Origin of the sequence: Pseudomonas sp. PA-5-4B (assembly GCF_021606215.1) — a bacterium.
In the GTDB taxonomy this organism is placed as follows: domain Bacteria; phylum Pseudomonadota; class Gammaproteobacteria; order Pseudomonadales; family Pseudomonadaceae; genus Aquipseudomonas; species Aquipseudomonas edaphica.
In genome coordinates this window covers 24,600-38,598 of the sequence record NZ_WKDB01000006.1, presented here as the reverse complement: position 1 = coordinate 38,598, position 13,999 = coordinate 24,600, and the positions used below count along the sequence as shown (strand labels likewise).

Sequence of the window (13,999 nt, the reverse complement as noted above, 5' to 3'; positions counted from 1 at the left end):
ACATCGCTGCGGTGTACCAGATGCACCGCGGCGCCCGCATCGCAGGCAAGCCAGCTCCCACAGGGACCGTGCCCACTGGGAAGTTAAAAATCAAATGGTCAGTCTGGTCAGCTCGACACCCGGTTCCTGGCTCACGCTCAATTGCTGCACGATGGCTTCCTGCAAGCGCAGGCACAGCTGCGGGTCGGACAGCGGCTGGTTGTCGGCGTCGGTAATGAAGAACACGTCTTCCACGCGTTCCCCCAGGGTCGCAATCTTGGCGTTTTGCAGCGACAGGTCGAACTCCAGGAAGATCCCGCCGATGCGCGCCAGCAAGCCTGGGCGGTCCGGTGCGCTGAGTTCCAGCACGGTCACTGGGCGCTGGGCGTCGTTGGAAATGGTCACCTGGGGCGCAAACGCAAAGTGCTTGAGCTGGCGCGGCACGCGGCGCTGGATGATGGTCGGGTAGTCATCAGGGTTGCGCAGGGCCTCGGTAAGGCCTTCGCGGATCTTTTTCACGCGCACCGGGTTGTCGCCGATCGAGTCACCGTCGGTGTCGAGCACAATGTAGGTGTCGAGGGTGAACTGGCTGCTGGAGGTGATAACCCGCGCATCATGGATGTTCAGGTTGAGCTGGTCCATGGCGGCCACGGTCACGGCGAAGAAGTCGTGCTGGTCCGGCGCGTAGATGAAGATCTGCGTGCCGCCCTCGAATTCGCGCTGGGTGGTTTCCTTGATCAGCACCAGTGGGCCGCCGTCGGCCGGCTGTTGCAGGATCGCGTCACTGTGCCAGGCCACGTCGCCGGCGGTGTGGCGCAGGAAGTAATCATCGCCCAGTTGCGACCATAGCTGCTCGACGTCATCCGGGTCGTTGCCGCCGCGCACGAGGATATCCAGGGCCGCGCTTTGGGTGCGGCGGATCTGCTCCTCGCGGTCCACCGGGTTTTCCAGGCCACGGCGCAGCGCGCGCTTGGTCTCGGTGTAGAGCTGGCGCAACAGGCTGGCGCGCCAGGAATTCCACAGTGTCGGGTTGGTGGCGTTGATGTCGGAGACGGTCAGCACGTAAAGATAGTCGAGGCGGGTTTCATCACCGACGATCCCGGCAAAGTCGTGGATCACCTGCGGGTCGGAGAGGTCCTTGCGCTGCGCGGTCGTCGACATCACCAGGTGGTTCTGCACCAGCCACACGATCAGGCGGCTGTCCCACTGCGGCAATTGGTGGCGCTGGCAGAAGGCTTCGGCATCGACCGCGCCGACTTCAGAGTGGTCGCCATGCCGGCCTTTGCCGATGTCGTGGTACAGGCCGGCCAGATAGATCAGTTCGGGTTTGGGTAGCTTGGCCATGAGTTTACTGGCCAGCGGGAATTTTTCTGACACCTGGGTGTACTGCAACTTGCGCAGGTGTTTGATCAAATTGAGGGTGTGGGCGTCGACGGTATAGATGTGGAACAGGTCGTGCTGCATCTGCCCGACGATAAAGCCGAACTCCGGCAGGTAGCGGCCGAGGATGCCGTAACGGTTCATGCGCCGCAGGTTGCGGTGAATGCCGATCTTGCACTTGAACAGTTCGATAAACAGGCTGGTGTTACGGATGTCGTTGCGAAAATCATCGTCGATCAGGTGACGGTTTTCCCGCAGCAGGCGGATGGTATCGGCGCGCACGCCTTTGATTTCCGGCTGCTGGGCCATCAGCACAAAGATTTCCAGCATGGCGAACGGCGTGCGACGGAACACATTGTCGTTGCGCGCCTCGATATAGCCGTCGTGCAGTTGGAAGCGCGAGTTGATCGGCTGCGGCGGGGCTTCGTCTTCCGGCGCCAGGATCACCTCTTCGAAGTGCTGGATGATCAGGTCGCTGAGCTGGGCAATGCTCATGACCACGCGGTAATACTGCTGCATGAAGCTTTCGATGCTGGTTTTCGCGTCCTCGCCTTCAAACCCCAGCAGGGTGGCGATGGAGCGCTGGTGGTCGAACAGCAGGCGGTCTTCGGAGCGCCCGGCGAGCATGTGCAGGGCGTAACGCACCTTCCACAGGAACTCCTGGGACGAGGCCAGCAGCGCATTTTCGCTCTCGACCAGAAAGCCTTCACCGGCCAAGGCGCGCAGGTTGAGGGTGCCGTACTGGCGGCGGGCCACCCATAAGATGGTCTGGATGTCGCGCAGCCCGCCCGGCGAGCCTTTGACGTTGGGTTCCAGGTTGTATTCGGTGTCGTTGTACTTGTGGTGCCGGGCTTTTTGCTCGGCACGCTTGGCCAGGAAAAACTCCTTGCTTGGCCACATATGCGCGGTGCTGGTGACCTCCAGCATGCGCTGGCGCAGGCGTTCCGGCCCGGCAATGGTGCGGCTTTCCATCAGGTTAGTGATGACGGTGAGGTCGGCGCGTGCCTCTTCGGCGCATTCGTCCACCGAGCGCACGCTCTGGCCGACCTCCAGGCCGATGTCCCACAACAGCGTCAGAAAACGCTCGATGGAATCGCGAAAGATCTCATGATCGGCACTGTCCAGCAGGATCAGCAGGTCGATGTCGGAGTAGGGGTGCAACTCACCTCGACCGTAGCCGCCGACCGCTACCAGGGCGATGTCGGCGTCTTCACTCCAACTGAACTGCTCCCAGGCCTTTTGCAGGATATTGTCGACGAACCAGGCGCGGTCCTCGATTAGCCGACGAATGTCCCGGCCGCTGCGAAAGCGCTCATCGAGCACCTCGCGGGCCTGGCGGATAGCCTTCTTGAAGGCGGCGATGGGGCTTGCCTTCAGGGCCAGTTCGGCCTGGAACTGGCCACGGTCGAAGAGTTCGGGGTCCACCTGGGGCATCGATCGGCTTTCCTATCTGTCTATTGAGTCAGTCACAACGGTGTAGCTGGAAAACCGAGGCAACCATCACGCCGAAACGCGAGGGATCGTGTCGTCTGCGCGCAGGGTGAAGATCTCGTAGCCGGTTTCGGTGACCAGCAGGGTATGTTCCCACTGGGCCGAGAGCTTGCGGTCCTTGGTGATGGCGGTCCAACCGTCGCCCAGCACCTTGGTGTCGGCTTTGCCCTGGTTGATCATTGGCTCGATGGTGAAGGTCATGCCTGCCTTGAGCTCCATGCCGGTGCCGGCGCGGCCGTAGTGCAGGATCTGTGGTTCTTCGTGGAATACGGTGCCGATACCGTGGCCGCAGAATTCGCGCACCACCGAAAAGCCGTTCTTTTCTGCGTGCTTCTGGATCACTTCACCGATATCGCCCAGGCGGCAACCAGGTTTTACGATCTCGATGGCCTTGTACATGCATTCCTGGGTGACCTGGGACAGGCGCTCAGCCCAGACCGGCACGTTGCCGACGTGGAACATACGGCTGGTATCGCCGAAATAGCGGTCCTTGATCACGGTGACGTCGATGTTCAGGGTGTCGCCGTCCTTCAACGGCTTGTCGCCTGGAATCCCGTGGCAGACCACGTGGTTGACCGAGGTGCAGATCGATTTGGGGAAGCCCTTGTAGTTCAGTGGGGCAGGGATGGCCTTTTGCACGTTGACTATATAGTCATGGCAGATCTGGTTCAGAGTGTCGGTGGTGACGCCTGGCTTGACATGCTCGGCAATCATTTCCAGCACGTCGGCAGCCAGTTTGCCGGCAATGCGCATGCCGGCGATGTCTTCGGCGGTTTTCAAACTAACGGTCATACAGGCTCTCTCTAGCGCGACGCGCTGAAATCAATACGGTTTACGGGCGTGCGACAAATGGTTACGAAATTCGCACAAGCCTCAAAAAACGCGATTCTAACAGACGATGGCGTCAAATCATGATCCTCTGATAATCGCATCTCTATATAGAGTAGGGGTATGTCGGCTCTATTCAAGGGGTTACACGAACACGGTTGCTGGCAAATGTGATTGCAGGTTTCGTTTTCGTCCTTCGTGTGGTATAAAATGCGCCGCTTTCCGGGGATACCCCGCAAAGCTTAAATCCACACACGTGTCGACACGATGACCTGGGTGCCGGAGGCCTTGATGCCGCTGGTTGGTCATTGGGATACGTGGAGGCCAAACCCGACTTATTAAGGAACTATCATGTCCCAAGTCAACATGCGCGATATGCTGAAGGCCGGTGTGCACTTCGGTCACCAGACCCGTTACTGGAACCCGAAAATGGGTAAATACATTTTCGGCGCGCGTAACAAGATCCACATTATCAACCTTGAAAAAACCCTGCCAATGTTCAACGAAGCTCTGACTTTCGTAGAGCGTCTGGCCCAGGGCAAAAACAAGATCCTGTTCGTCGGCACCAAGCGTTCCGCTGGCAAGATCGTTGCTGAAGAAGCAGCACGTTGCGGTTCGCCGTACGTCGATCACCGCTGGTTGGGCGGCATGCTGACCAACTTCAAAACCATCCGTGCTTCCATCAAGCGTCTGCGTGACCTTGAAGTGCAAGCCGAAGACGGTACTTTCGCCAAGCTGACCAAGAAAGAAGCGCTGATGCGCTCCCGTGACCTGGAAAAGCTCGATCGTTCCCTGGGTGGTATCAAGGACATGGGCGGTCTGCCTGACGCACTGTTCGTTATCGACGTTGATCACGAGCGCATCGCGATCACCGAAGCCAACAAGCTGGGCATCCCTGTTATCGGCGTAGTCGATACCAACAGCAGCCCGGAAGGCGTTGACTACATCATCCCAGGCAACGATGACGCAATCCGCGCTATCCAGCTGTACATGGGTTCGATGGCTGACGCTGTAATCCGTGGTCGCAACCACGTTGCTGGTGGTACCGAGCAGTTCGTTGAAGAAGCTCCGGTAGCTGCCGCTGAGTAATTAGCGCCCTGGCGTTGACTCAGTAAGCAAAAAGGGGGCTTGGCCCCCTTTTTGCCACCTCGAAAACCATTTGTCGGCAGCGCAGCTACAACTTCTGTAACGTGCAGCGGCCTACAAGGGTGATTCGGGAAGAATTGATCGCCCGTTTGATCGGGTGGAATGGTTGAAAACCTATCCAAGAGGATTTTGAAATGGCAGAGATTACTGCAGCGTTGGTTAAAGAACTGCGTGAGCGTACCGGCGAAGGCATGATGGATTGCAAAAAGGCCTTGACCAAGGCTGGCGGCGACATCGAAAAAGCCATTGATGACATGCGTGCTTCCGGCGCCATCAAGGCTGCCAAGAAAGCAGGCAACGTTGCTGCTGAAGGCGCTATCGCTCTGGTTGAAGACGGCAAGGCTGCCGTTCTGCTGGAAGTGAACTCCCAGACCGACTTCCTGGCTCTGCAGGACGACTTCAAGGCATTCGTTGCTGCCAGCGTCAAGAAAGCATTCGACGACAAGCTCACTACCGTTGAGCCGTTGATCGAAGCTCAAGAAGCTGATCGCCTGGTACTGGTCGGCAAGGTTGGCGAAAACGTCAACATCCGTCGCCTGGCCCGCATTGAAGGCGATGTGGTTGGTGGTTACCTGCACGGTAACAAAATCGGCGTCGTGGTTGCCCTGAAAGGCGGCGACGTTGAGCTGGCAAAAGACATCGCTATGCACGTAGCGGCCAGCAACCCGGAATTCCTGCTGCCATCGGAAGTGTCCGCTGACGCAATCGAACGCGAAAAAGCCGTGTTCCTGAGCCTCAACGCTGACAAGATCGCCGGCAAGCCGGAAAACATCGTTGAAAACATGATCAAAGGCCGTATCAGCAAGTTCCTGGCTGAAGCGAGCCTGGTTGAGCAGGCGTTCGTCAAGAACCCTGAAATCAAGGTTGGCGAACTGGCCAAGAAAGCCGGTGCTGAAATCGTTTCCTTCACCTACTACAAAGTAGGCGAGGGCATCGAGAAGCCGGTCGACAACTTCGCTGAAGAAGTTGCTGCCCAGCTGGCTGCCGCCAAGCAATAAGACAGTTTTCAACTGTCGCCGAAAGAGGCTGCCCGCTCACGCGCGCAGCCTCTTTTCAAATGGGAAGGCCAATTTTTATTTGGCTTCCTTTCGGAACTGGCTTACAAAGCCGTGTTCCGATGGCGCTGTGATAGCGTCCAGCTAGAGTGAACGCAAGCCGTAAACGGCTCGCCAAGAATTTTTAAAAAATACGCCGCAGGAGAGATTCGCAATGGCTCAGCAGGGCAGTGGTTATCAGGCTCGCTATAAACGCATTCTACTCAAGCTCAGCGGCGAGGCCCTGATGGGCTCGGAAGAGTTCGGGATCGATCCCAAGGTGCTCGACCGCATGGCGCTCGAAGTCGGCCAACTGGTCGGCATCGGCGTTCAAGTCGGCCTGGTGATTGGCGGCGGTAACCTGTTCCGTGGCGCGGCACTGAGTGCTGCCGGTATGGACCGGGTCACTGGCGACCACATGGGCATGCTGGCCACTGTGATGAACGCCCTGGCCATGCGCGACGCCCTGGAGCGCGCCAATATCTCGGCCATCGTGATGTCGGCTATTTCCATGGTTGGCGTGACTGATCATTATGATCGTCGCAAAGCCATGCGCCACCTGAACGCCAAGGAAGTCGTGATCTTTGCCGCAGGCACGGGTAACCCATTCTTCACGACCGATTCGGCTGCCTGCCTGCGTGCCATCGAAATCGATGCCGACGTGGTGCTCAAGGCCACCAAGGTAGACGGCGTCTATACTGCCGACCCATTCAAAGACCCGCATGCCGAGAAGTTCGATCATCTGACCTACGATGAAGTGCTGGATCGCAAGCTGGGTGTGATGGACCTGACGGCTATTTGCCTGTGCCGCGACCACAAGATGCCGCTGCGCGTATTTAACATGAACAAGCCCGGCGCCCTGCTGAATATCGTACACGGCGGCGCGGAAGGGACTCTGATCGAGGAAGGCCAACAATGATCAACGAAATCAAGAAAGACGCTCAAGAGCGTATGCAGAAATCCCTGGAGTCTCTGGCCCATGCATTTGGCCAGATTCGTACCGGCAAGGCTCACCCAAGCATCCTGGGTAGTGTGATGGTGCCGTACTACGGCGCAGATACCTCCATCACTCAGGTAGCCAATATCACCGTAAAAGACTCGCGCACCCTGCAAGTCGTGGCTTTTGAGCGCAACATGCTCGGCGCTGTCGACAAGGCCATCCAGAGCGCTGGCTTGAACCTCAACCCGACCAACCTGGGCGAGTTGCTGTTGATCTCCATGCCGGCCCTGACCGAAGAAACCCGTAAGGGCTTCACCAAGCAGGCGCGCAGCGCAGCTGAAGATGCGCGGGTTGCAGTGCGTAATATCCGCCGTGATGCGCTGGGCGACCTGAAGAAACTGGTCAAGGACAAAGAAATCAGCGAAGACGAAGAACGTCGCGCCGTCGCCGATATCGACAAGCTGACCAAAGATGCCGAGGCCCAGATCACCAAGGCTACGGAAGAGAAAGAAAAGGACCTGATGGCCGTATAAGGGGTCAGGACACCTTCATGGAAAAGACCAAGCAGACTGTGCCCTCTGTGGTGCCGCGCCATGTCGCGATCATCATGGACGGGAATAATCGCTGGGCGAAAAAACGCTTTATGCCGGGTGTCGCCGGGCATAAAGCGGGTGTCGATGCAGTGCGCGCGGTGATTGAGGTGTGTGCCGAGGCCAAGGTCGAAGTGTTGACCCTGTTTGCCTTCTCCAGTGAGAACTGGCAACGGCCGGCCGAAGAAGTCAGCGCCTTGATGGACCTGTTCTTCAAGGCTTTGCGTCGTGAGGCCAAGCGCCTCAACGACAACAACATCAGCCTGCGTATCATCGGTGACCGTTCGCGGTTTCATCCGGAGCTGCAGGCGGCCATGCGCGAAGCTGAAGCCATCACCGCTGGCAGCAACCGTTTTGTACTGCAGATCGCGGCCAACTATGGCGGCCAGTGGGATATCGCCCAGGCCGCGCAGCGCCTGGCTCGCGAAGTACAGGCCGGGCACCTGCGGCCCGACGACATCACGCCCGAATTGTTGCAAACCTGCCTGGTGACCGGTGACCTGCCGTTGCCGGACCTGTGTATCCGCACCGGTGGCGAGCACCGCATCAGCAACTTCCTGTTGTGGCAGTTGGCCTACACCGAGCTGTACTTCTCCGACCTGTTCTGGCCGGACTTCAAACACGATGCCATGCGTAATGCACTGGCCGATTTCGCTTCCCGTCAGCGCCGCTTCGGTAAAACGAGCGAGCAGATCGAAGCTGGAGCCCGGGTTTAAATGCTTAAACAACGAATCATCACCGCACTGATCCTGCTGCCGATCGCCTTGTGTGGGTTTTTCCTGCTCGACGGTTCCGGCTTTGCGCTGTTTATCGGCGTGGTCGTGACCCTGGGTGCCTGGGAGTGGGCGCGTCTGGCGGGCTTTAATGCGCAATTGCCACGCGTGGTCTACGCCGCTGTTGTAGCGCTGTTGCTGTTTCTGATGCATACCCTGTCGAGCATCGTGGTGCCTTGGGTATTGGGCGCTGCGGTGCTGTGGTGGGCGCTCGCGACCTTCCTGGTGCTGACCTTTCCGCGCACCAGTGGCCATTGGTCCAGTGTTGCCAGCAAATTGGTGATTGGCTTGTTGATTTTGCTGCCGGCCTGGCAAGGCCTGGTGGAAATCAAGAATGCACCGAACGGCAACCTGCTGATCATGGCGGTGATGGTGTTGGTGTGGGGCGCCGATATTGGCGCCTACTTCTCTGGTCGCGCCTTCGGCAAGCGCAAGCTGGCCCCGGCTGTCAGTCCTGGCAAGAGCTGGGAAGGCGTCTACGGCGGCTTGGCGTTGACCTTGCTGATCACGCTCGTAGTGGGTGTTGTGCGCGACTGGTCGGTGAAGGAAATACTCCTGGCCCTGCTGGGTACGGCGGTCGTGGTGTTCATCTCGGTGGTGGGCGACCTGACTGAAAGCATGTTCAAGCGCCAGGCCGGGATCAAGGACAGCAGCAACCTGCTGCCGGGCCATGGCGGCGTGCTGGATCGTATCGATAGCCTTACCGCTGCTATCCCGATCTTTGCAGTGCTGTTGTGGATGACGGCTTCGTGAGCCGCCTGCAACAGGTGACCGTGCTGGGGGCAACCGGCTCGGTGGGGTTGAGCACCCTGGATGTGATCGCTCGCCATCCTGACCGTTATCAGGTGTTTGCCTTGACCGGGTTCACCCGTTTGGCCGAGCTGCTGGCCCTGTGCGTGCGTCATACGCCGCGCTTTGCCGTAGTGCCTGAAGTGGCGGCAGCACGTGGCTTGCAGCAACAGTTGCAGGCTGTCGGGCTGGCTACGCAGGTGCTGGTGGGTGAGGAAGGGCTGTGCCAGGTGTCGGCCGATGCCGAGGTAGACACCGTGGTGGCGGCCATCGTCGGCGCAGCGGGTTTGCGCCCGACGCTGGCAGCGGTGGGTGCTGGCAAGAAGATCCTGCTGGCCAATAAAGAAGCGCTGGTCATGTCCGGCACGTTCTTTATGCAGGCAGTACGCAAGAGCGGCGCAGTGTTGCTGCCCCTCGACAGTGAACACAACGCAATCTTCCAGTGCATGCCCGGTGATTTTGCCCGCGGCTTGAGCCAGGTGGGTGTACGACGGATTCTTCTTACGGCATCCGGTGGCCCGTTCCGGCAAACTCCACTGGCTGATCTGGAGCACGTGTCGCCTGATCAGGCCTGTGCACACCCGAACTGGTCCATGGGGCGCAAGATTTCCGTGGACTCGGCGAGCATGATGAACAAAGGCCTGGAGTTGATCGAGGCGTGCTGGTTGTTCGACGCTCGGCCGGATCAGGTTGAAGTGGTGATCCATCCGCAAAGTGTGATTCATTCCCTGGTCGACTATGTGGACGGCTCGGTGCTGGCGCAGTTGGGTAACCCGGACATGCGCACGCCGATCGCCAATGCCCTGGCCTGGCCGGAGCGGATTGACTCGGGGGTCGCGCCGTTGGACCTGTTCGCCGTTGCGCGCCTGGACTTCGAGGCGCCGGACGAACAACGCTTCCCGTGCCTGCGTTTGGCGCGGCAAGCAGCAGAGGCGGGCAACAGTGCGCCGGCTATGCTTAATGCGGCTAACGAGGTGGCTGTGGCGGCGTTTCTTGACGGGCGTATTCGCTTCCCGCAGATCCCGAGTATCATCGAGGAAGTTTTGAGCCTTGAGCCCGTTGTGGCAGTGGAAGATTTGGGTGCAGTGTTCGAGGCCGATGCAAAGGCCCGTGCCCTGGCCGAGCAATGGTTGAACCGCAACGCGCGTTAGCCTGTGGGCAGGTTTGAGCCTTCAGGCACTGGATTGGAATGCGGAGAAATTAGATGAGTGCGCTCTACATGATTGTCGGCACCCTGGTTGCTCTGGGTGTGCTGGTCACCTTCCACGAATTCGGCCACTTTTGGGTGGCGCGTCGTTGCGGCGTCAAGGTACTGCGCTTTTCCGTCGGTTTCGGCATGCCGTTGCTGCGTTGGCACGATCGTCGTGGCACCGAATTCGTAATTGCGGCCATTCCGCTGGGTGGCTACGTCAAAATGCTCGATGAGCGTGAAGGCGAAGTGCCGGCTGATCAACTGGACCAGTCCTTCAATCGCAAGACCGTTCGTCAGCGTATCGCGATTGTGGCTGCCGGTCCGATCGCCAACTTCCTCTTGGCGATGGTGTTCTTCTGGGTCTTGGCCATGATGGGCAGCCAGCAGGTGCGCCCGGTCATCGGCGCGGTCGAAGCGGACAGCATGGCGGCCAAGGCCGGTCTGGTCGCAGGGCAGGAAATTGTTTCCATTGATGGCGAACCGACCACAGGGTGGGGCGCGGTCAATTTACAGCTGGTACGCCGCATGGGTGAAAGCGGCACCATTAATGTGGTGGTGCGCGAACCGGATTCCACCGCCGAGACGCCTCGCGCCCTGGCCCTGGATCACTGGCTCAAGGGCGCAGATGAGCCTGATCCGATCAAGTCGCTGGGGATTCGGCCTTGGCGCCCGGCCTTGCCGCCGGTACTGGCCGAGTTGGATCCGAAAGGCCCGGCGCAAGCCGCAGGTCTGAAAACCGGCGATCGTTTGTTGGCCCTTGATGGCCAGGCGCTGGGCGACTGGCAGCAAGTGGTTGATCTGGTGCGTGTACGCCCTGATACCAAAATTGTGCTGAAAGTTGAGCGCGATGGTGCTCAAATCGACGTCCCTGTGACCCTGGCGGTACGCGGGGAAGCCAAGGCCGCTGGGGGCTACCTGGGTGCCGGGGTGAAAGGTGTCGACTGGCCACCCTCGATGGTGCGGGAGGTCAGCTTCGGGCCGTTGGCGGCGATTGGCGAGGGTGCAAAACGCACTTGGACCATGAGTGTACTGACCCTCGAATCGCTCAAGAAAATGTTGTTCGGCGAGCTCTCGGTAAAAAACTTGAGTGGACCGATAACCATTGCTAAAGTGGCGGGCGCTTCTGCCCAGTCGGGTGTCGCGGATTTCCTGAATTTCCTGGCTTATCTGAGTATTAGCCTTGGAGTTCTGAATTTGCTGCCCATTCCAGTATTGGATGGGGGGCATCTGTTGTTTTATCTGGTCGAGTGGGTGCGTGGTCGCCCCTTGTCGGATCGGGTGCAGGGTTGGGGGATACAGATCGGTATCAGTTTGGTGGTTGGAGTGATGTTGTTAGCTCTGGTCAACGATCTGGGACGACTGTAACGCTTCGCTGAATTGCGAATCTGCCGCATTTTGCGGCAGTTTGTTTATTGCCAGTTGGAATAAGAAAGGACTTCATGAAACGTCTGCTGCTAACTGCGGTTCTCACCGTATTGATGATCGCCGAAGTTCACGCCGAGTCCTTCACTATCTCCGATATTCGCGTCAACGGCCTCCAGCGGGTTTCCGCCGGTAGCGTCTTTGGTGCCTTGCCGTTGAACGTCGGGGAACAGGCGGATGATCGTCGCCTGGTGGAATCCACTCGTGCGCTGTTCAAAACCGGGTTCTTTCAAGATATCCAACTGGGTCGCGAAGGTAACGTCCTGGTCATCACTGTCGTTGAGCGACCTTCCGTCGCCAGTATCGAGATCGAGGGTAACAAGGCGATCTCCACTGAAGACTTGATGAAGGGTCTCAAGCAATCCGGCCTGGCCGAAGGCGAGATCTTCCAGCGCGCCACCCTCGAGGGTGTGCGTAACGAACTGCAACGTCAGTACGTCGCCCAGGGTCGCTATTCCGCGTCCGTGGAAACCGAAGTGATTCCGCAGCCTCGTAACCGTGTTGGCCTCAAGGTCAAGATCAACGAAGGCACCGTGGCGGCGATCCAGCACATCAACGTGGTGGGTAACACCAAGTTTGCTGATGACGACCTGATCGACCTGTTCGAACTCAAGACCACCAACTGGCTGTCGTTCTTCAAGAACGATGACAAGTACGCCCGTGAAAAACTCTCCGGTGACCTGGAACGTCTGCGTTCCTACTACCTGGACCGTGGCTATATCAACATGGATATCGCTTCGACCCAGGTGTCCATCACCCCGGACAAGAAACACGTCTACATCACCGTCAACGTCAACGAAGGTGAGAAATACACCGTGCGTGACGTCAAGCTCAGCGGCGACCTGAAAGTCCCTGAAGACCAGGTGAAGTCGCTGTTGCTGGTGCAGAAAGACCAGGTGTTCTCGCGCAAGCTGATGACCACCACGTCCGAACTGATCACCCGTCGCCTGGGTAACGAAGGCTATACCTTCGCCAACGTCAACGGCGTGCCGACCCCGCACGACGAAGACCACACCGTGGACATCACCTTCGTTGTCGACCCAGGCAAGCGTGCCTACGTGAACCGCATCAACTTCCGTGGCAACACCAAGTCTGCGGACGAAGTGCTGCGCCGTGAGATGCGTCAGATGGAAGGTGGCTGGGCGTCGACTTACCTGATCGACCAGTCCAAGACCCGTCTTGAGCGCCTGGGCTTCTTTAAGGAAGTCAACGTTGAAACCCCGGCCGTACCGGGTGTGGACGACCAGGTTGACGTGAACTACGCCGTTGAAGAACAGGCCTCGGGTTCGATCACTGCCAGCGTCGGTTTTGCACAGAGTGCCGGCCTGATCCTCGGTGGTTCGATCACCCAGAACAACTTCCTCGGTACCGGTAACAAGGTCTCCATCGGCCTGACCCGAAGCGAATACCAGAGCCGCTATAACTTCGGTTATGTCGACCCCTACTGGACAGCTGACGGTGTGAGCCTGGGCTACAACGCCTTCTATCGCACCACCGACTACAAAGACCTGAACGTTGACGTTGCCAGCTACGCGATCGACAGCCTCGGCGCCGGTGTCAACATCGGTTACCCGATCAGTGAGACTTCGCGTCTGACCTTCGGTTTTACTGCGCAACAGGACAAAATCAAGACCGGTGTGTACACCACGGATGAGATTTTCGACTTCGTGCGCCGTGAAGGTGACCAGTTCCTGAACTTCAAGGCGTCGGTTGGCTGGTCGGAATCGACCCTGAACAAAGGTGTGCTGGCGACACGTGGCCATTCCCAAAGCCTGACTGCTGAAGCCACCACGCCGGGCAGCGACCTGTCGTTCTTCAAGCTCGACTACCGTGGCCAGTTGTTCCAGCCGCTGAGCGACAACTACACCGTGCGCCTGCACACCGAATTGGGTTATGGCGACGGTTATGGTTCGACCAGTGGTCTGCCGTTCTATGAGAACTACTATGCAGGCGGTTTCAACTCGGTTCGTGGCTTCAAGGACAGTACCTTGGGCCCGCGTGGTACGCCGAGTCGTGGTCAAGCGGTAACCGGTAACCAAGGCACGCTCCCTGACTCCAACAATGACGCTCTGGCATTCGGTGGTAACGTACTGATCCAGGGTGGTGCCGAGCTTCTGTTCCCGCTGCCATTCGTCAAGGATCAGCGTTCGCTGCGTACTTCGGTCTTCTGGGACGTGGGTAACGTGTTTGACTCCAAGTGCCAACAGGTCAACAACCCGAATCCTGGTTCTGTGTCCAACACCCAGTGCAACGACGTCAGTCTGACCAACCTCGCCAGTTCCGTAGGTGTAGGTGTGACGTGGGTGACTGCACTTGGCCCATTGAGCTTTGCTCTGGCCATGCCGATCAAGAAACCGGATAACGCTGAAACCCAGATTTTCCAATTCTCCCTCGGCCAGACGTTCTAAGCGTCTGACCCAAGATAACGACAACGG

Annotated in this window: 11 protein-coding genes; 9 read left to right on the top strand and 2 right to left on the bottom strand. The window is 58.5% G+C overall.

The genetic code is table 11. The features are described from left to right. Nucleotides 1-90: 90 nt before the first annotated feature. Nucleotides 91-2,793 carry a [protein-PII] uridylyltransferase gene (locus GIW28_RS04885; protein WP_017137139.1) on the bottom strand — a complete coding sequence of 901 codons (2,703 nt, stop codon included), beginning with the start codon at nucleotides 2,791-2,793 and terminating at the stop codon, nucleotides 91-93. A 66-nt stretch (nucleotides 2,794-2,859) separates the two neighbouring features. Continuing rightward, nucleotides 2,860-3,642 carry a type I methionyl aminopeptidase gene (gene map / locus GIW28_RS04880; protein ID WP_017137140.1) on the bottom strand — a complete coding sequence of 261 codons (783 nt, stop codon included), beginning with the start codon at nucleotides 3,640-3,642 and terminating at the stop codon, nucleotides 2,860-2,862. Nucleotides 3,643-4,029: 387 nt separating this feature from the next. Between map and rpsB the strand changes: the two genes are divergently transcribed. The 9 genes from rpsB (at nucleotide 4,030) to bamA (ending at nucleotide 13,972) form a co-directional block, all read left to right on the top strand. Beyond that, the gene (rpsB, locus tag GIW28_RS04875; protein WP_003189158.1) at nucleotides 4,030-4,767 is read left to right on the top strand and encodes a 30S ribosomal protein S2; all 738 of its coding nucleotides are present in this window, start codon (nucleotides 4,030-4,032) and stop codon (nucleotides 4,765-4,767) included. A gap of 191 nt (nucleotides 4,768-4,958) precedes the next feature. Beyond that, on the top strand, nucleotides 4,959-5,822 hold the full coding sequence (tsf, locus tag GIW28_RS04870) for a translation elongation factor Ts (protein WP_053254736.1): 864 nt from the start codon (nucleotides 4,959-4,961) through the stop codon (nucleotides 5,820-5,822). Between the two features lie 211 nt (nucleotides 5,823-6,033). After that, nucleotides 6,034-6,777: a UMP kinase gene (gene pyrH, locus GIW28_RS04865; RefSeq protein WP_003172271.1), complete on the top strand. Its 744-nt coding sequence runs from the start codon at nucleotides 6,034-6,036 to the stop codon at nucleotides 6,775-6,777. After that, nucleotides 6,774-7,331: a ribosome recycling factor gene (gene frr, locus GIW28_RS04860; protein WP_138453693.1), complete on the top strand. Its 558-nt coding sequence runs from the start codon at nucleotides 6,774-6,776 to the stop codon at nucleotides 7,329-7,331. The genes pyrH and frr overlap by 4 nt, the downstream gene beginning before the upstream one ends. Nucleotides 7,332-7,348: 17 nt before the next feature. Then, on the top strand, nucleotides 7,349-8,104 hold the full coding sequence (gene uppS, locus GIW28_RS04855) for a polyprenyl diphosphate synthase (protein WP_017137143.1): 756 nt from the start codon (nucleotides 7,349-7,351) through the stop codon (nucleotides 8,102-8,104). Continuing rightward, nucleotides 8,105-8,914, top strand: a complete 810-nt coding sequence (locus tag GIW28_RS04850; RefSeq protein WP_177032710.1) for a phosphatidate cytidylyltransferase — start codon at nucleotides 8,105-8,107, stop codon at nucleotides 8,912-8,914. After that, nucleotides 8,911-10,101: a 1-deoxy-D-xylulose-5-phosphate reductoisomerase gene (gene ispC, locus GIW28_RS04845; RefSeq protein WP_099548696.1), complete on the top strand. Its 1,191-nt coding sequence runs from the start codon at nucleotides 8,911-8,913 to the stop codon at nucleotides 10,099-10,101. Before GIW28_RS04850 ends, ispC begins: the two co-directional genes overlap by 4 nt. 53 nt (nucleotides 10,102-10,154) lie before the next feature. Beyond that, nucleotides 10,155-11,507, top strand: coding sequence for a sigma E protease regulator RseP (rseP, locus tag GIW28_RS04840; RefSeq protein WP_236445857.1), 1,353 nt, complete (start codon nucleotides 10,155-10,157; stop codon nucleotides 11,505-11,507). 74 nt (nucleotides 11,508-11,581) lie between these two features. Next, complete coding sequence (bamA, locus tag GIW28_RS04835) at nucleotides 11,582-13,972, top strand: outer membrane protein assembly factor BamA (protein WP_177032706.1); 2,391 nt, start codon at nucleotides 11,582-11,584, stop codon at nucleotides 13,970-13,972. The last annotated feature ends 27 nt before the right edge of the window (nucleotides 13,973-13,999 follow it).